Source organism: Paraburkholderia lebeckiae (genome assembly GCF_050436325.1).
Classification (GTDB): domain Bacteria; phylum Pseudomonadota; class Gammaproteobacteria; order Burkholderiales; family Burkholderiaceae; genus Paraburkholderia; species Paraburkholderia tuberum.
Window position 1 is genome coordinate 1,502,236 of the sequence record NZ_JBNDLZ010000003.1, and the last position, 19,786, is coordinate 1,522,021.

17 protein-coding genes are annotated in these 19,786 nt (G+C 65.7%); 11 read left to right on the forward strand and 6 right to left on the reverse strand.

What is annotated here, in order from left to right; genetic code table 11:
* Positions 1-224 precede the first annotated feature (224 nt).
* Both OKW44_RS24780 and recG read right to left on the reverse strand, forming a co-directional pair.
* Entirely contained in the window at positions 225-1,184 is a 960-nt protein-coding gene (locus OKW44_RS24780) for a LysR substrate-binding domain-containing protein (RefSeq protein ID WP_018419456.1), read from the reverse strand.
* 101 nt (positions 1,185-1,285) lie between these two features.
* Positions 1,286-3,634 (reverse strand): ATP-dependent DNA helicase RecG, encoded by a 2,349-nt coding sequence (gene recG, locus OKW44_RS24785; RefSeq protein WP_018419455.1) that lies wholly within the window; start codon positions 3,632-3,634, stop codon positions 1,286-1,288.
* A gap of 189 nt (positions 3,635-3,823) precedes the next feature.
* Here recG and queA point away from each other — a divergent pair, with 189 nt between their 5' ends.
* The 5 genes from queA to secF all read left to right on the forward strand — a co-directional run bounded on the left by queA (position 3,824) and on the right by secF (position 9,868).
* Complete coding sequence (gene queA, locus OKW44_RS24790) at positions 3,824-4,882, forward strand: tRNA preQ1(34) S-adenosylmethionine ribosyltransferase-isomerase QueA (RefSeq protein ID WP_018419454.1); 1,059 nt, start codon at positions 3,824-3,826, stop codon at positions 4,880-4,882.
* 115 nt (positions 4,883-4,997) lie between these two features.
* Positions 4,998-6,188: a tRNA guanosine(34) transglycosylase Tgt gene (tgt, locus tag OKW44_RS24795; protein WP_018419453.1), complete on the forward strand. Its 1,191-nt coding sequence runs from the start codon at positions 4,998-5,000 to the stop codon at positions 6,186-6,188.
* Positions 6,189-6,356: 168 nt separating this feature from the next.
* Complete coding sequence (gene yajC, locus OKW44_RS24800; protein WP_018419452.1) at positions 6,357-6,686, forward strand: preprotein translocase subunit YajC; 330 nt, start codon at positions 6,357-6,359, stop codon at positions 6,684-6,686.
* A 116-nt stretch (positions 6,687-6,802) separates the two neighbouring features.
* Positions 6,803-8,899 carry a protein translocase subunit SecD gene (gene secD, locus OKW44_RS24805; protein ID WP_026225606.1) on the forward strand — a complete coding sequence of 699 codons (2,097 nt, stop codon included), beginning with the start codon at positions 6,803-6,805 and terminating at the stop codon, positions 8,897-8,899.
* An 18-nt stretch (positions 8,900-8,917) separates the two neighbouring features.
* The gene (gene secF / locus OKW44_RS24810; RefSeq protein WP_018419450.1) at positions 8,918-9,868 is read left to right on the forward strand and encodes a protein translocase subunit SecF; all 951 of its coding nucleotides are present in this window, start codon (positions 8,918-8,920) and stop codon (positions 9,866-9,868) included.
* A gap of 95 nt (positions 9,869-9,963) precedes the next feature.
* Here secF and OKW44_RS24815 read toward each other — a convergent pair whose 3' ends face one another.
* The 4 genes from OKW44_RS24815 to OKW44_RS24830 all read right to left on the reverse strand — a co-directional run bounded on the left by OKW44_RS24815 (position 9,964) and on the right by OKW44_RS24830 (position 13,352).
* Positions 9,964-11,241 (reverse strand): MFS transporter, encoded by a 1,278-nt coding sequence (locus OKW44_RS24815; RefSeq protein WP_018419449.1) that lies wholly within the window; start codon positions 11,239-11,241, stop codon positions 9,964-9,966.
* Positions 11,242-11,538: 297 nt separating this feature from the next.
* Positions 11,539-12,108 (reverse strand): YceI family protein, encoded by a 570-nt coding sequence (locus tag OKW44_RS24820; RefSeq protein ID WP_026225605.1) that lies wholly within the window; start codon positions 12,106-12,108, stop codon positions 11,539-11,541.
* Positions 12,109-12,219: 111 nt separating this feature from the next.
* Complete coding sequence (locus OKW44_RS24825) at positions 12,220-12,783, reverse strand: YceI family protein (protein ID WP_018419447.1); 564 nt, start codon at positions 12,781-12,783, stop codon at positions 12,220-12,222.
* 8 nt (positions 12,784-12,791) lie between these two features.
* Positions 12,792-13,352 carry a cytochrome b gene (locus OKW44_RS24830; protein WP_018419446.1) on the reverse strand — a complete coding sequence of 187 codons (561 nt, stop codon included), beginning with the start codon at positions 13,350-13,352 and terminating at the stop codon, positions 12,792-12,794.
* 450 nt (positions 13,353-13,802) lie between these two features.
* Here OKW44_RS24830 and OKW44_RS24835 point away from each other — a divergent pair, with 450 nt between their 5' ends.
* From OKW44_RS24835 to OKW44_RS24860, 6 genes are all read left to right on the forward strand, one after another.
* Complete coding sequence (locus tag OKW44_RS24835) at positions 13,803-14,591, forward strand: paraquat-inducible protein A (protein WP_018419445.1); 789 nt, start codon at positions 13,803-13,805, stop codon at positions 14,589-14,591.
* Positions 14,592-14,598: 7 nt separating this feature from the next.
* Positions 14,599-15,249, forward strand: coding sequence for a paraquat-inducible protein A (locus OKW44_RS24840; RefSeq protein ID WP_018419444.1), 651 nt, complete (start codon positions 14,599-14,601; stop codon positions 15,247-15,249).
* The gene (locus OKW44_RS24845) at positions 15,242-16,903 is read left to right on the forward strand and encodes a PqiB family protein (protein WP_018419443.1); all 1,662 of its coding nucleotides are present in this window, start codon (positions 15,242-15,244) and stop codon (positions 16,901-16,903) included. Before OKW44_RS24840 ends, OKW44_RS24845 begins: the two co-directional genes overlap by 8 nt.
* Positions 16,900-17,673 carry a PqiC family protein gene (locus tag OKW44_RS24850; protein ID WP_018419442.1) on the forward strand — a complete coding sequence of 258 codons (774 nt, stop codon included), beginning with the start codon at positions 16,900-16,902 and terminating at the stop codon, positions 17,671-17,673. The genes OKW44_RS24845 and OKW44_RS24850 overlap by 4 nt, the downstream gene beginning before the upstream one ends.
* A gap of 186 nt (positions 17,674-17,859) precedes the next feature.
* The gene (locus OKW44_RS24855) at positions 17,860-19,146 is read left to right on the forward strand and encodes a THUMP domain-containing class I SAM-dependent RNA methyltransferase (RefSeq protein WP_018419441.1); all 1,287 of its coding nucleotides are present in this window, start codon (positions 17,860-17,862) and stop codon (positions 19,144-19,146) included.
* Between the two features lie 228 nt (positions 19,147-19,374).
* Entirely contained in the window at positions 19,375-19,758 is a 384-nt protein-coding gene (locus OKW44_RS24860) for a VOC family protein (protein WP_018419440.1), read from the forward strand.
* Positions 19,759-19,786: the final 28 nt, after the last annotated feature.

Sequence of the window (19,786 nt, forward strand, 5' to 3'; positions counted from 1 at the left end):
TGAAACCGCTTGCATGGTGTTTTCCTCCTGGCTTCTCTCGCGCCCCGACTCGGAGTCTGGGCGCTGAGCCTTGTCGAATAAGGGGATCGGGCGATCCATGGAGGAAACTATAGCAATATCTATCTAATATTCGTATTTGATTAAATTAATCTATTCGATAGGGCTTGCGCCCTTTTTGGCGGCAGGCCGCACCGGTGTCCGGCGCGGCTGCGGATGATGGCGAGTCAGTTGACGGCGGCCGGCAGATCGAGCTTTCTGACGCCCGGCAGGTCGCACGCGGCGATTGCTTCGCAGATCGCGTCGATCGCGGGCATGCGCGTGAAGCTCTTGCGCCACGCCAGCACGACGCGGCGATCGGGCACCGGCTCGTCGAACGCGACATAGCTGAGCAGGCCCGCGTCGATACCGCCCGCATGCGGCTTGACCTCGTGCACCGACATGCGCGGCAGCACGGTAATGCCGACGCCGCTTGCGACCATGTGACGAATCGTTTCGAGCGACGAGCCCTCGAAGGTCTTCTGGATGCCGTCGGCGTTCTGCGAAAAGCGCATCAGCTCGGGACACACGCCCAGCACGTGATCACGGAAGCAGTGGCCGCTGCCGAGCAGCAGCATGGTTTCCTGCTTCAGGTCGTCGGGGTCGATCTTCGGGCGGCTTTCCCATGCGTGGCCGGACGGCAGCGCGACCACGAACGGCTCGTCGTACAGCGGACGCAGCATCAGCCCGGTTTCGGGAAACGGCAGCGCCATGATCGCCACGTCGATTTCGCCCTGCTTGAGCAGCTCGATCAGTTTCAGCGTGAAGTTTTCCTGCAGCATCAGCGGCATCTGCGGGACGCGCTGGATCATCTGCTTGACGAGCGTCGGCAGCAGGTACGGCCCGATCGTGTAGATGACGCCGAGGCGCAGCGGACCGACCAACGGGTCCTTGCCCTGCTTGGCGATTTCCTTGATCGCGAGCGTCTGCTCGAGCACGCGTTGCGCCTGCGTGACGATCTGTTCGCCGATCGGCGTCACGCTGACCTCGCTGGTGCCGCGCTCGAAAATCTGCACGTTCAGCTCGTCTTCGAGCTTCTTGATGGCGACCGACAGCGTGGGCTGGCTGACGAAGCACGCTTCGGCGGCCCGGCCGAAGTGCCGCTCGCGGGCCACCGCCACGATGTATTTCAATTCGGTGAGCGTCATTCGGGGATCAATCAGTCCGATGGATTCGATAGGTTCTAGTTATACACCTATAGGGTCGGTTCGCCAACTTTTTAGCCGTTGCGCTTGCGGCGGGACGGCGGTCATGCTTTCAGATACTGCTCGCGCGCGCCGAGCCAGCGCGCCAGATGCTGAATGACCACGTCCGGATATTGGTCGAGCAGCGTCGCGGCGGCTTCGCGCGCCGGCTCGATCAGGTGCTGATCGTTCTGCAGGTCGGCGAAACGCAGCATCGCGGCGCCTGACTGCCGCGCGCCGAGGAACTCGCCGGGCCCGCGGATTTCGAGGTCACGGCGGGCGATCTCGAAGCCGTCTGTGGTTTCGCGCATCGTTTGCAGGCGCGCGCGGGCGGTCATCGACAGCGGTCCGGTGTAGAGCAGCACGCAGACCGACGCGGCGGTGCCGCGCCCCACGCGTCCGCGCAACTGATGCAGCTGCGCGAGACCGAAGCGCTCCGCATGCTCGATCACCATCAACGATGCGTTCGGCACGTCGACACCGACCTCGATCACCGTGGTCGCGACCAGCAGCTGGATCTCGTTGCGCGAGAACGCGTCCATCACCGTGGCCTTTTCGGCGGGCGCGAGGCGCCCGTGCACCAGCCCGACCTTCAGCTCGGGCAGCGCGGCCACCAGCGTCTCGTAGGTCTCGACCGCGGTTTGCAGCTGCAGGGTCTCGCTTTCCTCGATCAGCGGACACACCCAGTACACCTGGCGCCCCGTCAACGCCGCCTCGCGCACTCGGCCGATCACCTCTTCGCGGCGCGCGTCGGACACGAGCTTCGTGAGGATCGGGGTGCGGCCGGGCGGCAGTTCGTCGATCGTGGAGACGTCGAGGTCCGCGTAGTAGGTCATGGCGAGCGTGCGCGGAATCGGCGTCGCGGACATCATGAGTTGATGCGGCTGGAAGTCGGCCGCGCCGTCGGCGGCGCCCTGCGCCTTCGCGCGCAACGCGAGCCGTTGCGCGACGCCGAAGCGATGCTGTTCATCGACTATCACGAGCCCGAGGCGCGCGAACTCGACCGCGTCCTGGATGATCGCGTGCGTGCCGATCACGAGCTGCGCGGTGCCGAGCGCGGCCGCTTCGATCGCGGCGCGCTTCTCCTTCGTCTTCAGACTGCCCGCGAGCCACGCGACATTCACGCCGAGCGGCTCGAGCCAGCCGCGCAATTTGCGCGCGTGCTGCTCGGCGAGAATTTCGGTCGGCGCCATCAGCGCGGCCTGGTAGCCGGCGTCGATCGCCTGCGCGGCGGCGAGCGCCGCGACGATCGTCTTGCCGCTGCCGACGTCGCCTTGCAACAGCCGCTGCATCGGATGCGGCTGCGTCAGATCGAGCGCGATCTCGCCGCCGACGCGCTGCTGCGCGGCCGTCAGCGAAAACGGCAGCGCCTTCAGCAGCCGCGCGACCAGCGCCGACTCGTCGCCGAGCTTGCGGCGTGGCATGGCCGGCGCGGCGCGCGTGCGCCGCTCGTCGTGCGCACGCTTCAGCGACATCTGCTGCGCGAGCAGCTCCTCGAACTTGATGCGCACCCAAGCCGGATGCGTGCCGTCGATCAGCGCCGTTTCGTCCGACTGCGGGCCCGGATGATGCAGCGTGCGCACCGCGTCCATCAGCGCCGGCACCCCGAGCGGTTCGAGAAACGCGCGCGCGACCGGCGCGGGCAGCAACTCCGGCAGCGACGTGCGCGCGAGCGCGTTGTCGATCGCCTTGCGCAGATACGCCTGCGACACGCCCGCGGTGCTCGGATAGACCGGCGTCAGCGCCTGCGGGAGCGGCGTGTCTTCATCGACGACGCGCACGGTCGGATGCACCATCTCCATGCCGAAGAAGCCGCCGCGCACGTCGCCGCGCACGCGCAGGCGCGCGCCGGGCGCCATCTGCTTGACCTGCGAGCCGTAGAAATTCAGAAAGCGCAGCACGAGCTCGTCGCCGTCGGCGTCGCGCAGCTTCACGAGCAGCTGCCGGCGCGGACGATAGGCGATCTCATTGTCGAACACCACGCCTTCGGTTTGCGCGATGCCGCCGGGCAGCAGGTGAGCGATCGGCGTCAGCGAGGTTTCGTCTTCGTAGCGCATCGGCAGATGCAGCACGAGGTCGATGTCGCGTGTGAGGCCGAGTTTGGCGAGCTTGTCGGCGGTTTTGACGGGAGCTTTGGCTGCAGGTTTGGCGGCGGCCTTCGTCGTGGCCTTGGTTTTAGCGGCGGGTTTGTCGCCGTTCGGGGAGCCGGCTGCGAATTCATCAGGAGGGTCGCCCGCGGCGGCGCCGGCATGGTCGCCGTCGCGCCCGGCATCGTGGCCAGCGGCCATCATGCCACCTTGCGCGCCACCGTCCGCCGCATCCCGCTCCCCCGCCTCCGCCCGCGCACCGCGGCGCCTCGGTTCGGCGCCCGCTTCGAGGATGGCAACGGACGATCGGCGGTCGGACAAAGGCATGGGCTGCTTCGCAAGTACAATATCGGCTGTTGTCGAAAAGAAGTCGTGCCGCCCTTCGCGCGTCCAGCGTAGGCAGGATGCGGCACAAAGCGCGCGGGCCGCTTCGGCGTCCCGCCATCATAGCCGCCCGGCTCCGGCTTCGGCTCAATTCAGTCCCAAATCCGTCCCAACCCGCTTCCAGTCGTTCGCATGTTTACGCTTTCCGATTTCGATTTCGATCTGCCGCCCGAGCTGATCGCGCAAGTCGCGCTGCCCGAGCGCAGCGCAAGCCGTCTGCTCGACGTGGACGCCGCAGGCGCCGCCGATGGCGCCGCGCGCCTGATCGACCGCCGCTTCACCGAACTGCCCGAGTGCCTCGCGTCGGGCGATCTGCTCGTCTTCAACGATACCAAAGTGCTGAAGGCGCGCTTCTTCGGCCAGAAGTCAAGCGGCGGCAAGATCGAAGTGCTGGTCGAGCGCCTGACTGGCGAGCGCAGCGCGCTCGCGCAGATCCGGGCGAGCAAGAGCCCGCAGGCAGGCACGACGATCCGTCTCGCGGATGCGTTCGACGTCACCGTCGGCGAGCGCGTCGATCAGTTCTACACGCTGCATTTCCCCAACGACTGCCTGACGCTGATCGAGCAGTACGGCCGTCTGCCGCTGCCGCCGTACATCGAGCACGACCCCGACGCGACCGACGAAACCCGCTATCAAACCGTATTCGCGCAGAACCCGGGCGCGGTCGCCGCGCCGACCGCCGGCCTGCACTTCGACGACGCGCTGCTCGCGAGACTCGACGCCCACGGCGTCGAACGCGCAACGCTGACGCTGCACGTCGGCGCGGGCACGTTCCAGCCGGTGCGGGTCGAAAAAATCGCCGAGCACAAGATGCACAGCGAGTGGTATCACCTGCCGCAATCGCTCGCGGACAAGATCGCCGCGACGAAAGCGCGCGGCAACCGCGTGATCGCGGTCGGCACGACCTCGATGCGCGCGCTCGAAGCCGCCGCGCGCGACGCCGAAGCAGCCGGCCATCCGCTCGCCGCGGCGAGAGCGGAAACCGACATCTTCATCACGCCGGGCTACCGGTTCCGCGTGGTCGACCGGCTGGTCACGAACTTCCATTTGCCGAAATCGACGCTGCTGATGCTGGTGTCGGCGTTCGCGGGCGTCGAGACGATTCGCGCCGCGTACCGTCATGCGATCGACGAGCGCTATCGCTTTTTCAGCTACGGTGACGCGATGCTGCTCACGCGGCGCGATGCATGAGCCGGTTCGAGCACTGCTTCAGCGTATTGGCAGTTTTCCTGGCCGCCGCGATCCCTCGTGGCGGTTTTTCATTGATTGCGCCGGACTGTTTTCCGGTAGCACCGGAGTGATCCCCATGACCCTCGGTCATCCCTCGCAACAACCTGCCCACGAGCGCCCCGAGAACGGCCTCAAATTCGAACTGCTCGGCACCGACGGTCAGGCGCGCCGCGGCCGCGTCACGCTCTATCACGGCGTGGTGGAGACGCCGATCTTCATGCCGGTCGGCACCTATGGCACCGTGAAGGCGGTGCAGCCGCGCGAGCTCGACGAAATGCACGCGCAGATCATCCTCGGCAACACGTTTCACCTTTGGCTGCGACCCGGCCTCGAAACCATCGAGGCGCACGGCGGCCTGCACGGCTTCATGGGCTGGAAGAAGCCGATCCTGACCGACTCGGGCGGCTTTCAGGTGTTCTCGCTCGGCGATCTGCGCAAGATCACCGAGGACGGCGTCACGTTCGCATCGCCGATCAACGGCGACCGGCTGTTCCTGTCGCCGGAAGTGTCGATGCAGATCCAGAAGGTACTGAACTCGGACATCGTGATGCAGTTCGACGAATGCACGCCGTACGCGACCGACAACATCCCGACCTCGCACAAGGAAGCCGCCGAATCGATGCGCATGTCGATGCGCTGGGCGCAACGCTCGATCGACGAATTCCAGCGCCTCGGCAATCCGAATGCACTATTCGGCATCGTGCAGGGCGGCATGTTCGAGGATCTGCGCGACGAGTCGCTCGCCGGCCTCGCGGAGAAGAACTTCCACGGCCTCGCGATCGGCGGTCTGTCGGTCGGCGAGCCGAAGGAAGACATGATGCGGATCCTGAACCACATCGGCCCGAAGCTGCCGGCCGACAAGCCGCACTACCTGATGGGCGTCGGCACGCCGGAAGACCTGGTGGCCGGCGTCGCGGCCGGCGTCGACATGTTCGACTGCGTGATGCCCACGCGCAACGCGCGCAACGGCTGGCTCTTCACGCGTTTCGGCGACATCAAGATCCGCAACGCGACGCACAAAAACTCGCTGCGCCCGCTCGACGATCAATGCGGCTGCTACACCTGCCGCAACTTCACGCGCGGCTATCTGCACCACCTGCATCGCGTCGGCGAAATTCTCGGCGCGCAGCTGAACACGATCCACAATCTGCATTACTACCTGGAACTGATGCAGGAAATGCGCGATGCGATCGAGGCGAAACTGTTCGACGCGTTCCGCAAGCGCTTCCACGAAGATCGCGCGCGCGGCGTCGAACCGTCGTCCTGATGGCGCGATAGCTTACAATTTACTTTCGCCCCGGGGCTGAATTTGCCCCGAATCGGACCTTTAAACGGTTGATCCCAAAGCCGATTCGCCGCGCCGGCGCGCGCGTGGCCGGTGGTAGAATAACCGGCTGATTTTTTTGATCGTTTGACTGATAACGGAGAGACCAACGTGTCGTTCATTTCCAATGCCTTCGCGCAAGGCGCAGCAGCAGGTGGTATCGAATCGAACCTGATGAGCTTCCTGCCGCTGATCCTGATGTTCGGCGTGCTGTACTTCATCATGATTCGCCCGCAAATGAAGCGTCAGAAGGAACATCGCAACATGCTCGCAGCGATGGCCCGGGGCGACGAAGTCGTGACGAACGGCGGCATCGTCGGCAAGGTGACAAAGGTGGGCGAAGCCTACGTCGGCATCGAAATCTCGGAAGGCACGGAAATCACCGTGCAAAAGGCGTCGGTCACGACAATTCTCCCGAAGGGCACGATCAAGTCGCTGTAAGGCCTGCACTCCCCGCGTCCGGTGCGGCCTCGCCGGCGGTTCAGGCACTTCGCTGAACGGCCCGCGCTCATCGCCGGACGCATTGCATCCAAGCCAACCTTCCCGTTGGACCACTCATGAATCGCTACCCCCTCTGGAAATACGCCGTGATGCTGGTGGCTCTGGTCATCGGCCTCGTGTACACGCTGCCCAATCTGTACGGCGAAGCGCCGGCGGTGCAGGTATCGAGCGGCAAGGCCACGGTCAGGCTCGACGCCACCACGCTAGCGTCGGTCGAAGCCGCGCTCGCGGGCAATCAGATCAAGCCGACCGCAATCACGTTCGACAACTCGCAGAACAACGCGAACATCCGGGTGCGCCTGACGGACACGGACACGCAGTTGCGCGTGAAAGACCTGCTGCAGAAGTCGCTCAATAGCGACCCGAACGATCCGCAGTACGTCGTCGCACTGAACCTGCAAAGCGCGTCGCCGACCTGGATGACCGCGCTGCACGCGCTGCCGATGTACCTCGGTCTCGACCTGCGCGGCGGTGTGCACTTCCTGCTGCAGGTCGATATGGCCGGCGCGCTGAACAAGAAGCTCGATTCGGACGCCTCGGACGTGCGCACGCTGCTGCGCGACAACAACGTGCGCGACGGCGGCGTGAATCGCGTGAACCAGTCGGTGGTAGTGAATCTGGCCGATCAGGCCACGGCGGACGCGGCGCTCAAGCTGCTCGGCCGCAGCGTCAGCGAATTGCAGTGGGCGTCTCAGCCGAACACCGGCGCGGACGGCGGCGTGCAGCTCGTCGGCACCTTCACGCCGGCCGTGCAGCGCGCGGTGCAGGACGCCGCGCTCAAGCAGAACATCACGACGCTGCATAACCGCGTGAACGAACTCGGCGTGGCCGAGCCGGTGATCCAGCAACAGGGCACGGACCGCATCGTGGTCGAGCTGCCGGGCGTGCAGGACACCGCGAAGGCGAAGGACATCATCGGCCGCACGGCGACGCTCGAAGCGCGCCTCGCCGATCCGGTCAACACGCATCCGAACCCGAACGACCCGGTGCCGCCGGGCGATGAACTCTTCACTCAAGGCAACCAGACGCCGGTGCTGCTGCGCAAGCAGGTGATCTTCACCGGCGACCGCATCATCGACGCGTCGGCGGGCTTCGACGAGCATCAGCGTCCGTCGGTCAACATCCGTCTCGATTCGGCAGGCGGCCGCGCGGTGCGCGCAGTGTCGCGCGACAACATCGGCAAACCGATGGCGATGGTGCTGTTCGAACGCGGCAAGGGCGAAGTGCTGACAGTCGCGACCATTCAGTCGGAACTGGGCGACCGCTTCCAGATCACCGGCCAGCCGACCCCGCAAGCGGCCGCCGACCTCGCGCTGCTGCTGCGCGCCGGTTCGCTCGCCGCGCCGATGGAAATCATCGAGGAACGCACGATCGGCCCGAGCCTCGGCGCCGACAACATCAAGAAGGGCTTCCACTCGGTCGTGTGGGGCTTCGCGGCGATCGCCGTGTTCATGATCGCGTACTACATGCTGTTCGGCGTGATCTCGACGATCGGCCTGTCCGTGAACCTGTTGCTGCTGGTCGCGGTGCTGTCGATGCTGCAGGCCACGCTCACGCTGCCGGGTATCGCCGCTATCGCGCTCGCGCTCGGTATGGCGATCGACTCGAACGTGCTGATCAACGAGCGCGTGCGCGAGGAACTGCGCCACGGCGCGCCGCCGCAACTGGCCATCCAGAACGGCTACGCGCATGCATGGGCGACGATTCTCGACTCGAACGTGACCACGCTGATCGCCGGCCTCGCGCTGCTCGCTTTCGGCTCCGGTCCGGTGCGCGGCTTCGCGATCGTCCACTGTATCGGCATACTGACGTCGATGTTCTCGGCGGTGTTCTTCTCGCGCGGCCTGGTCAACTTCTGGTACGGCGGCAAGAAGAAGCTGAAGTCGCTGTCCATCGGCCAGGTATGGCGTCCGCAAGCGGCGGCCGCCGAATCGGCTGCGTACGCCGGCGGCAACAGCCTCGGCAGCAGCGACGCCGCGACCGACACCGCGCAGGCCATCGCCACGGCGAAGGCAAGCGCGAAGGCAAGCTCGAAGGCACCGGCCGCGGCCGGGTCGCAGGGTCGCGCGAAGCCGTCCGTGCGCCGCCGCAATGCGCCGGGTACGCCGACGTCGAATAACTCGACGCCGCAGAAACCGGGTTCATCCCGCTGAGTCCCGGAGAACAAGACCATGGAATTTTTCCGTTTCCGTAAAGACATTCCGTTCATGCAGCGCGCGTTGATCTTCAACGCGATCTCGCTGATCACCTTCCTCGCCGCCGTGTTCTTCCTCGTGCATCGCGGGCTGCATCTGTCGGTGGAATTCACCGGCGGTACCGTGATCGAGGTTCAGTATCCGGGCGCGGTGCCGCTCGACCCGGTACGCAACACGCTCGGCAAGCTCGGCTATGCCGACGCGCAGGTGCAGAACTTCGGCTCCTCGCGCGACGTGCTGATCCGTCTGCCGCTGAAGACGGGCTACACGTCCGCGCAGCAGAGCGAGCAGGTGATGGGCGCGCTGAAAGCCGACACGCCGGAAGTGCAGTTGCAGCGCGTCGAGTTCGTCGGTCCGCAGGTCGGCAAGGAGCTCGCCACCGACGGTCTGCTCGCGCTCGCCTGCGTGGTGGCCGGCATCGTGATCTACCTGTCGTTCCGCTTCGAATGGAAGTACGCGGTCGCCGGCGTGATCGCCAACCTGCACGACGTCGTCATCATTCTCGGCTTCTTCGCGTTCTTCCAGTGGGAGTTCTCGCTCTCGGTGCTGGCCGCGGTGCTCGCGGTGCTCGGCTATTCGGTCAACGAGTCGGTCGTTATCTTCGACCGGATTCGCGAAACCTTCCGCCGCGAACGCAAGATGACCGTGATCGAAGTGATCAACCACGCAATCACCAGCACGATGTCGCGAACCGTCATCACGCACGGCTGTACGCAGATGATGGTGCTGTCGATGTTCCTGTTCGGCGGCCCGACGCTGCACTACTTCGCGCTCGCGCTGACGGTCGGTATTCTGTTCGGTATCTACTCGTCGGTGTTCGTCGCCGCGGCTCTTGCCATGTGGTTCGGCGTCAAGCGCGAAGACCTGATCAAGGACAAGAAGGAACGCGTCGATCCGGACGATCCGAACGCGGGCGCCCAGGTTTGATGCGCGCGTAACCGCTGAGGATGCGCGGAATAAAAAAGGCCGGTCTGTCGAACCGGCCTTTTGCGTTTACGTACGCCGTAGTTACCGCCTCGTTCCTAGCGGAATCCCAGCTTGCGCCGCGCGCCGATCAGCGCCGCGATGCTCAGCAGCGCGGCAAACATCACGTAGTAGCTCGGCGCTGCCTTCGAACCGGTTGCGCTGATCAGCCACGCGATGATGAACGGCCCGAAGCCGCCGAAGATCGTCACCGCGATGTTATACGCGAGCGACATGCCGGTCGTACGCGTCTGCACCGGGAATATCTCCGACAGCAGTCCCGGCGTCGCGCCGAAGTAGCCGCTGACGAGAAGACCGAACACGATCTGCCACACGATCAGCGTGCCGAAGCTCGGATGCGCGATCAGGAGCGCGAACGCCGGATAGACGAGCACGAACAGCAGCACGGCCGCGCCCAGCATGATGCGTGTGCGTCCATGCAGGTCCGACCAATGCCCGGCCACCGGCGAGAACACCATCTGGATCAGACCCGTCACCGCGATCGCCGAGAACGCGACCGACGGCGCGAGCCCCAGTTGCCGCACGCCATAGGTCGGCATGAACAGCATCAGATACGCGGACACGGTCCCGAGGATCACCACGCCCATCGCGATCACGAGCCGCAGCTTCTGCGTCGCGAACGTATCGCGCAGCGGCGTCTGCGTCGTTTCGGCGGCGAGGAATTCGGGCGTCTCGTCGAGCCTGGTGCGGATGTAGAACGCAACGGGCCCGATCAGCAGACCGAAGAAGAACGGCACCCGCCAGCCCCACGATGCCATCTGTTCCGGCGACAGCTGGCCGGTCAGCAACGCGCCGAAACCGGCCGCGAGCAGCGTCGTCAGGCCTTGGCTCGCCATCTGCCAGCTCGCGTAGAAGCCGCGCCGGCCCGGCACGTGCTCGGCGAGAAACGCAGTCGCGCTGCCGAATTCGCCGCCGGCCGAGAAGCCTTGGATCAGCCGCGCGAGCACGAGGATCAGCGGCGCGGCGAGACCGATGCTCTGGTAGGTTGGCAAAATCGCGATGATCAGCGTGCCGCTCATCATCAGCAGGATGGAAAGCGTGAGCGCCGCCTTGCGCCCGGCGCGGTCCGAGTACGCGCCGATCACGATCGCGCCGAGCGGCCGCATGAAGAATGATACGCCGAACGTGCCGAGCGTGAGCAGCAGCGATACGGTCTCGTTGCCGGCCGGAAAAAACAGCTTGGAGATGGTCACGGCGAAAAAGCCGTACACCACGAGGTCGAACCATTCGAGCGCGTTGCCGATCGAGGCGGCCACCACCGCGCGCCACGAATTTTGCCGGCTTCCCGCGACGCTTGCTGCTGTCGTTGCATTCATCCAGATCTCCTGTACTGCGCGAAATATTTATCGACACGAACGCATAACGTCCGCCCAGGCCATCCCGGCAACGCGCAGCACCGGCATGACTGTTTGCGCTCTATTTAACTGAAAAAATAAAAGTGTTGCGAGCGACAAATGGCCGATGCGCGCCACCATGGCCGAGGCGTTCGCTACGGGCGACAAAAAACCGCTTCGTCGGTGAACGACCGAAGCGGTTTTCGTATTGCGGCGCAGCGCGGATCGAATCGCAACAGCGGCCCACACGCGACGCCGGCCGCGAAGCTGCCGGCGCGCCTACTGCTGCTTGATACCTTCCGACTGGATATGCAGGCGCGTCTGCATGCTGAAGCCGTACTTCGCGCCGAACTCCATGCCGTAATCGGCGCGATTGAATTCGGTGCTCGCCTCGACGCCGCATACTTCGCGCTTGAGGACCGGGTGCTGCATGCACTTGAACGAATCGATCTTCAGATTCACCGGCTTCGTGATGCCGCGAATCGTCAGCGCGCCGATCACCTCGACGGGCTTGTCGCCGTCGAACTTGATCTCAGTGCCCTTGTAGGTCACGGTCGGATACTTCTCGACGTCGAAGAACTCGGCGGCCCTCAGGTGATCGTCGAGCTTCGGGTTGCCGGTCTGCACCGAAGCGGGATCGACGGTGACGTCGATGGTGCCGGTTTTGGCCGCGCGATCGAGCGTCACCGTTCCCGTGGTCTTCGTGAATTTGCCGCGCCAGATCGACAGACCGCCAAAGTGGTCGGCCTCGAAGCTCGGAAACGTATGCATCGGATCAAGCAGATAGGTATCGGCGGCGAAGGCGCCGAGCGACAGCGACGAAGCCAGCGCGCCAACAGCGATCAACATGGACGTTTTCAATTCGTGCTCCTGTTTTGCGTTGAAAATCGCGGTGCAACCTGCGATGGGAAAGCGGCCGCGCCCCACGTGGCGCGGCGGACCTCGCGATCGCCGTGCGCGTTACGTGCGCGCGGCGACGATATGAAACTTGATCACGACCTCGTCGGCGACGACCGATGTGTCCTTCCATTCGCCGGTGCCGATGTCGAATTGCGAGCGCTTGATCGGCAGCGCGCCGTCGAAAGTCTGCATCGCGCCCTGCTGGCCGACCGTGACCGGCACCACGACCGTCTCCGACTTGCCCTTGATGGTCAGCTTACCGGTCACCTTGAACTGGTTGCCGCCGGCCGGCGCGATCGCGCTCGACACGAACGTCGCGCTCGGAAAGGTCTTCGCGTCGAACCATTCCTTGCCGCGCACCTGCTCGTTGTAGCTCTCGTCGCCGAGATCGTAGCTGGCGACATCGATGTTGAGCTGCGCGCTGCCGGCCGTCGGTTTGGCCGGATCGAAGCTGACCTGCGCCGTGAACTTGTTGAACTTGCCTTCGACCGGCACGTTCATCTGCTTCGAGGTGGCCGTCACCGAACTCTTCGCGACGTCGACCTGCGCGAGCGCCGCGCCCGCGGCGCTCAGCGACGCCGCCGCGAACGCGGCCAGCATGTAGCGATAAAACGAAACCTTCATGGTTGTCCTTATTTGAGGAAGGGGAGCATGCGCGACAGCAGGCCGTCGCGATCGAGCCATTGATGCTTGAGCGCCGCCGCGGTGTGTAGCGCGACCAGCACGAGCAACGTGTAATTCAACGCGATGTGCACGTTCTTCAGCACTTCCTTCAGGTGCGGATCGGGCGCGATGATTCGCGGCAGCGGGATCAGCCCGAGGTAGACGACCGGCACGTTCGCCGCCGAGCTATACAGATAGCCGGACACGGGAATCACGATCATCAGCACGTACAGCAACAGATGTGTGACATGCGCGGCGCCACGCTGCCAGGTGGGCATGCGGCGCGGCATCGGCGGCGCGGCGTGGGTCGCGCGCCACAGCACGCGCACGATCGCGAGCGCGAACACGGTCACGCCGATCCATTTGTGCCACGAGAAATAGCGCAGCTTGGTGGGCGTGAAGCCCGGGATGTCGGTCATCACCCAGCCGAGCGCAAAGCCGCAGACGATCAGCAGAGCGATCAGCCAGTGAAAAGCGATGGCGGTCCGCGTGTACGACTCCCGGGTACCGAACGATGGATTGAGTGTCATGACAGATCAACGCAGGCTATTAGAAGTTAACGGCGCGCCGCGGCCAGCTATTCCGCGATCACCGCCGCGCATCGGCGCTGCGCGCGCGGCCGATGCGGCGGATATCATCGCCGCGAAAGGCCGCCGGGCATGCCACGGGCGCCATGCTACCCCAAGCGCGAAAAGCTGGCTGGAGCGCGTCGGCGGAACCGGCCCGAATTTTGCGGCGCAATGGCCCCAAGGCGTCGCGCCACCGCCCTTGCGTTGAACGATTCGGGGACGGAAAGCCCCGAAGCGACGCAATTTCAGGCCCGGACCAGCGCGCGGCGGGGACGGCGCCACGCCCCGCGCCGCGCGCGGCTCGCCTCGGTCGCGAGGCCGCGTTTGGTACTATTGCTGCTCACCGCCGCCCGACCCCTCGTAATGAGCAGGCCTTGCACGCCGCCATTACCTCGTTAGCCCATCTGCCGCATGGAACATGACAACCTGATCGCGTGCCATGAATGCGATACGCTGTTCCGCAAGCCACGGCTTGTCGGGCGCGTCGCCGCGCGTTGTCCGCGCTGCGGCGCGTCGCTCTATCGCGGCGTCTCGCGCAAGCTCGACGCGATCTGTGCACTGACACTCGCCGCGCTGATCACGTTCGTGATCGCGCAGGGCTTTCCGATCGTCGAACTCGAAACCAACGGCATCACGTCACAGACTACGCTGTTCGGCGCGCTCGTCGCGCTGTGGGGCGAGGACATGGAGATCGTCGCCGTGATGGTGTTCTGCTCGACGATCCTCTTTCCGTTCACCGAACTCGTCGCGCTGCTGTACGTGCTGGTGCCGCTACGCGCCGGCTACGTGCCCGCGCACTTCAATCGCGTGCTGCGCGCGATCCAGTTCGTGCGGCCGTGGGGCATGATCGAAGTGTTCATGCTCGGCGTGCTGATCACGATCGTGAAGATGGTGAGCCTCGCGCGCGTGATTCCCGAGGCGGCGCTGTTCGCGTTCGGCGCGCTGACGCTGATGTTCGCGGTCGTCGTCACATTCGATCCGCGCGTGCTGTGGGATGTCGCCGACGAGATCGACGCGAGCGGCGATCGGCCGTTGCCGCGCACGTCGGCCGACAGCGCGGCGGTCGCGGTCGGCTCGCTCGCCGGCCCGCCGGCGCCGTCCGCGCTCGCGGGCTCGACCAGCGGCAACGCTGGTGGCACAACCAACAGCACGGCGGACGGCACCCCGCCCGGCTTGCCGCCCACGCCGCGCGAAGGATGAGCCCGCGATGAAATACGTCACCGCGAAACGCGCGGGCCTGCTGTCCTGCCATTCGTGCGGGCGCGTCGAACCGCGCATCCGCTCGGTCATGCCGCAGCACTGCGGCCGCTGCGGCGCGCATCTGCACTCGCGCCACCCCGACAGCCTGATGCGCACATGGGCACTGCTGATCGCCGCGGCGCTGCTGTATATTCCGGCGAACCTGCTGCCGGTGATGCACACGTCGTCGCTGCTCGGCTCCGAGGACGACACCATCATGAGCGGCGTCGTCTATTTCTGGACCTCCGGCGACTGGCCGCTCGCGATGATCGTATTCATCGCCAGCATCCTGGTGCCGATGCTGAAGCTCTCGGTGCTCGTGCTGCTCACCGTCACCGCGCAGCGCCGCTCGCGCTGGCGTCCGCAACAGCGCACGACGCTGTACCGGATGGTCGAGCGGATCGGCCGCTGGTCGATGCTCGACGTGTTCGTCGTCACGCTCACCGTGGCGCTCGTGCGTTTCAAATCGCTGGCCGAGATCACGGCCGGGCCGGGCGCGATCGCGTTCGGCTCGGTCGTGATCCTGACGATGCTGGCCTCCATGCAATTCGATCCACGACTCATCTGGGACCCCGTGGAAAGCAGTACCCCAACACCTCAGGATCTCGACCATGACTAGCCCGCAAGGACCGACGCCCGCTTCCGATGACGCGCCGCGCAACGATTCGAACGGACCCAGACTGCCGCCCCAACTGCCCGACCCCGACATCGAACCACGCAGCCGCTGGCTGCCGTCGCTCGTCTGGGTGATTCCGCTGATCGCCGCGCTGATCGGCATCGCGCTCGTGATCAGGTCGGTGACCGAGCGCGGCCCCGTGATCACGATCAGCTTCATCAGCGCGGAAGGGCTCGAGCCGGGCAAGACCAAGGTCAAGTACAAGGACGTCGATGTCGGTGCGGTGAAGACGATCACGCTGTCGCCGGATCTGTCGCACGTGCTCGTGCAGGTGCAACTCACCAAGGAAGGCGGAAAGTTCGCGGTCAAGGACTCGCGCTTCTGGGTGGTGCGTCCGCGCATCGGCGCAAGCGGCGTGTCGGGTCTGACGACGCTGCTGTCAGGCTCGTACATCGGCGCCGACGCGGGCCGTTCGTCCGATAGCGAGAGCAACTTCGTCGGCCTCGAAACGCCCCCGCCCATCACCGGCGACCAGAAAGGCCATCAGTACACGCTGCACGGCGATTCGCTCGGTTCGATCGACATCGGCTCGCCCATCTTCTATCGGCGCGTACAGGTCGGTCAGGTGGTCGGCTTTTCGCTCGACAAGAGCGGCACCGGCGTGACGATGCAGGTGTTCGTGTCGGCGCCGTTCGACCAGTACGTCGGCACCAACACGCGCTGGTGGCATGCGAGCGGCGTCGATCTGCGGCTCGATTCGAGCGGCTTCAAGCTGAACACGCAGTCGCTCGCGACGGTGATTGTCGGCGGTCTGTCTTTCCAGTCGCCGCCCGGCCAGAACATGGGCCCGCAGGCGCCGAACAACCAGACGTTCCGCCTCGGCTCGGACGAAGCGGACGCGATGCGCGAACCGGACGGCGTGCCCTTGCGCGTCGTGATGAACTTCAACCAGTCGCTGCGCGGGCTGTCGATCGGCGCGCCGGTCGATTTCCGCGGCATCGTGCTCGGCCAGGTGACCAATATCGGCATCGACTACGATCCGAAGACGCAGAGCTTCACGATGCCGGTCACGGTGAACCTGTACCCGGACCGCCTCGGCAAGCGCTTCCGCGAGAGCTCGCCGCAGCCGGGCACGCTCGCCGGCGAGAACCTGCTGCAGGAACTCGTCAGGCACGGCCTGCGCGGCCAGTTGCGCACCGGCAATCTGATCACGAGCCAGCTGTACGTGGCGCTCGATATCTTCCCGAAAGCGCCGCCGGCCAAGGTCGACGTGACGACCGATCCGCTCGAGCTGCCGACCATTCCGAACACGCTCGACGAACTGCAACTGCAGGTCGCCGACATCGCGAAGAAGCTCGACAAGGTGCCGTTCGACCAGATCGGCGCGAATCTGAACACCGCGCTGAAGAACGCCGACCAGCTGTTCTCGCGTCTCGACAAGGAAGTCGTGCCGCAGGCGCGCGACACGCTGACGGCCGCGAAGCAGACCTTCAGTTCGGCCCAGGCGACCTTGCAGCAGGATTCGCCGATGCAGTCCGACGTTCATCAGGCGTTGCAGGAACTGACGCGCACGTTGCAGTCGCTGAACGCGCTGTCGGACTACCTCGAGCGTCATCCCGAATCGCTGTTGCGCGGTAAATCAGGAGATAAACCATGATGTTTGCCCGGCTCCCCCGTCCGACGCGCGCGTTCGTGCGCGGTGCCGTACGCGGCGTCGCGTATGGCACCGCGCTGGCTGCGGCTCTCGCCATCGCGGCGTGCTCGTCGCCGTCGAGCCGTTTCTATACGCTGGGTGGCGCGGATAGCGCAAGCACCGCCGCGAATGGCGCCGCGCCGGCCGTTGCGCGCACGAGCGCCGCGCCTGCCTGGCTGATCGAAGTCGCGCCGGTCAACGTGCCGCCGCAGGTGGCGAGAAATCAGCTGGTCGTGCAGACGGGGCCGACTCAGGTGCAGTTGCTCGAACAGGAGCGTTGGGCGTCGCTGCCCGGCGATGAAATCCGCCGCGCGCTGTCGACGAATCTGACGCAGCAGCTCGGCACCATCGATACGTTCGGCACCGCGCACCCCGACGACGCGGCCGTCTACCGGATCGCCATGAACGTGCAGCGCTTCGAGTCGTGGCCCGGCTCGCATGCGTTGATCGATGCGGTGTGGAGCGTGCGAGCCGTGCGCAGCAATGCGGTGATGACGTGTCGCAGCGTGGTCAGCGAGACGGTTGGCGGCGGGTACGACGCGCTCGTCGATGGACATCGGCGCGCGCTCGCGGAAGTGTCGACACAGATCGCGATGGGCGTGCGCGCGATGGCGGCAACGGCCGTCGCTTCCACGAACACGACGGGCCGGCCTTCGTCTCCGGCCAGACCGGCCGCGGCGCCGGCCGTGCCGCCCTGTCCTTCGGCGGGAACGGCCGCGGGAGCCGGCGCCTGACAGTCCCGGCTGGCGCGGCGAGCTCAACGGTGTCCGGATGCCGGCGGGCGTCGCCGGCCAAAGCGGGACGCGAGGCGAGATGACGCGACGACAGACGACGACGACAGCCCGGCGCGCCAATCGCGCCGGCCCGCCGATCTCGACCGCGTACAATAGCGCCTTATCCAACGCCTTGCGGCAACCTCAATGTCCTTCGATTTCTTCCTTCCTTGCCCGCGCGGGCTCGAAGCTCCGCTCGCGGCCGAACTCGCCGAAATTGCCGCCAAACATCTGAACGGCGCCGCCTTCACGGACGGCGCCCAGGTACCGGGCGGCGTGCATTTTCGCGGCGGCTGGGCCGCCGGCATGGCTGCCAATCTGCACTCGCGTCTCGCGAGCCGCGTGCTGCTGAAAATCGCGCAGCGGCCCTATCGCAGCGAGCAGGACATCTACGCGCTCGCGCTCGAGCAGCGCTGGGAACAGTGGTTCTCCGCGCACGATACGCTGCGCGTCGACGTCACCGCGATCAAGTCGCCGCTGCGCAGTCTCGAGTTCACGACGCTGCGCGTGAAGGACGCGATCTGCGATCGTCTGCGCGAAAAAAGCGGCGCGCGGCCGAGCATCGACACCGCGATGCCCGACGTGCGCGTGTTCGCGTTCCTGACCGCGACCGACTGCACGCTGTACCTCGACACTTCCGGCGATCCGCTGTTCAAGCGCGGCTGGCGTCTCGACAAGGGCGCCGCGCCGCTGCGCGAAAACCTCGCGGCTGGGATTCTGCGTCTGACTGGCTGGCAGGCCGACACGCCGCTCTACGATCCGATGTGCGGCAGCGGCACGTTCCTCGCGGAAGCGGCGCAGGTCGCGTTGAACATCGCGCCGGGCGTCGAACGGCGCTTCGGCTTCGAGAAGCTCAAACAGTTCGACGCGCGGAGCTGGCAAGCGCTGAAGGGCGCCGCGCTCGAAGCGAAAGACGCGGCGCGCGGCTCGCGCGGCGCGGATCTGCAGATTTTCGGCAGCGACATCTCCGGCGACATGCTCGAAAAAGCGCGCGCGAACTTCGAGCGCGCCGGCTTGCCGCCCATTTCGCTCAAGCAGCTCGATGCGCGCGACATGACGCCGCCTGGCTGGGCGCCGGGCATCCTCGTCGCGAATCCGCCGTATGGCGAGCGGATCGAAGTGCGCGGCCGCAATGCGCGCGGCGAGCTTCGCGAAGGCCGCGGCAATCGCGACGACGACGGCTTCCGCCGCATTCAGGAAGAAGCGCCGGACAGCGAGTTTTTCCAGTTGCTCGGCAATGCGTTGAAGCAGCGCTTTGCCGGATGGCATGCGTTCATCCTGACGTCGGATCGCAAGCTTCCGGGGCAACTGCGGCTGCGAGAATCGACGAAGACGCCGCTCTTCAACGGCGCGCTCGAATGCCGGCTGTTCCGCTTCGATCTGATCGCGGGCAGCGTGCGGCAGCGTCCGCAGGGCGATACGCCGGCGGCTTGAGGCTGTTTCTAGCGGGGCGGCGCGCTGTCGTCGCCCTGTCGTCATCGCGTCGCTCGAAAAGCAGGCCACGCGCATGAGCGATGTGGTCGGCGTGTTTCAGTTGCTGGTGGGGTGAAGCGGGCGCGTCTTCGCACCCTACTGCCACCACGCTGTCAGCAGCACCCCCGCACACTCCTTCTCACGCCATCCGGCGCTTGAACGGCCTACTGCCAACCGAAGGAGAGTGTCATGTCCGCATTGCCCAAAGTCGTTGCCTGGTTCGAAATCCCGTCCGTCGATTTCGATCGCGCGGTGCGCTTTTACGAAGCCGCGCTCGACGCCCCGTTGAATCGACAGGAGATCGGCGGCCAGCCGATCGCCGTGTTCAGCTACGAGGAGCCCGCGAGCGGCGGCGCGGTCGTCCATAGTCCGTCGATGACACCCGGCGCCGACGGCGTCACCGTCTACCTGAACGCGCTGCCCACCGTCGACGCGGCGCTTGCGCGCATCGAACGGGCGGGCGGCAAGACTGACGGCCCGGTGATCAAGCTGCCGCAGGACATCGGCTATATCGCGTTCTTCACCGATACCGAAGGCAACCGCGTCGGCCTGCATTCGCGCACCAACGGCTAAGCGCGCCTGAAGCCGCCGCGCCCCCAAC

Coding starts and splice junctions, on each gene's coding strand:
- OKW44_RS24815 (WP_018419449.1), bottom strand. CDS start 11,241: ATGAATGCAACGACAGCAGCAAGCGTCGCGGGAAGCCGGCAAAATTCG.
- OKW44_RS24860 (WP_018419440.1), top strand. CDS start 19,375: ATGTCCGCATTGCCCAAAGTCGTTGCCTGGTTCGAAATCCCGTCCGTC.
- OKW44_RS24820 (WP_026225605.1), bottom strand. CDS start 12,108: ATGTTGATCGCTGTTGGCGCGCTGGCTTCGTCGCTGTCGCTCGGCGCC.
- OKW44_RS24780 (WP_018419456.1), bottom strand. CDS start 1,184: ATGACGCTCACCGAATTGAAATACATCGTGGCGGTGGCCCGCGAGCGG.
- OKW44_RS24830 (WP_018419446.1), bottom strand. CDS start 13,352: ATGACACTCAATCCATCGTTCGGTACCCGGGAGTCGTACACGCGGACC.
- secD (WP_026225606.1), top strand. CDS start 6,803: ATGAATCGCTACCCCCTCTGGAAATACGCCGTGATGCTGGTGGCTCTG.
- OKW44_RS24835 (WP_018419445.1), top strand. CDS start 13,803: ATGGAACATGACAACCTGATCGCGTGCCATGAATGCGATACGCTGTTC.
- OKW44_RS24825 (WP_018419447.1), bottom strand. CDS start 12,783: ATGAAGGTTTCGTTTTATCGCTACATGCTGGCCGCGTTCGCGGCGGCG.
- OKW44_RS24840 (WP_018419444.1), top strand. CDS start 14,599: ATGAAATACGTCACCGCGAAACGCGCGGGCCTGCTGTCCTGCCATTCG.
- tgt (WP_018419453.1), top strand. CDS start 4,998: ATGACCCTCGGTCATCCCTCGCAACAACCTGCCCACGAGCGCCCCGAG.
- recG (WP_018419455.1), bottom strand. CDS start 3,634: ATGCCTTTGTCCGACCGCCGATCGTCCGTTGCCATCCTCGAAGCGGGC.
- secF (WP_018419450.1), top strand. CDS start 8,918: ATGGAATTTTTCCGTTTCCGTAAAGACATTCCGTTCATGCAGCGCGCG.
- queA (WP_018419454.1), top strand. CDS start 3,824: ATGTTTACGCTTTCCGATTTCGATTTCGATCTGCCGCCCGAGCTGATC.
- OKW44_RS24855 (WP_018419441.1), top strand. CDS start 17,860: ATGTCCTTCGATTTCTTCCTTCCTTGCCCGCGCGGGCTCGAAGCTCCG.
- OKW44_RS24845 (WP_018419443.1), top strand. CDS start 15,242: ATGACTAGCCCGCAAGGACCGACGCCCGCTTCCGATGACGCGCCGCGC.
- OKW44_RS24850 (WP_018419442.1), top strand. CDS start 16,900: ATGATGTTTGCCCGGCTCCCCCGTCCGACGCGCGCGTTCGTGCGCGGT.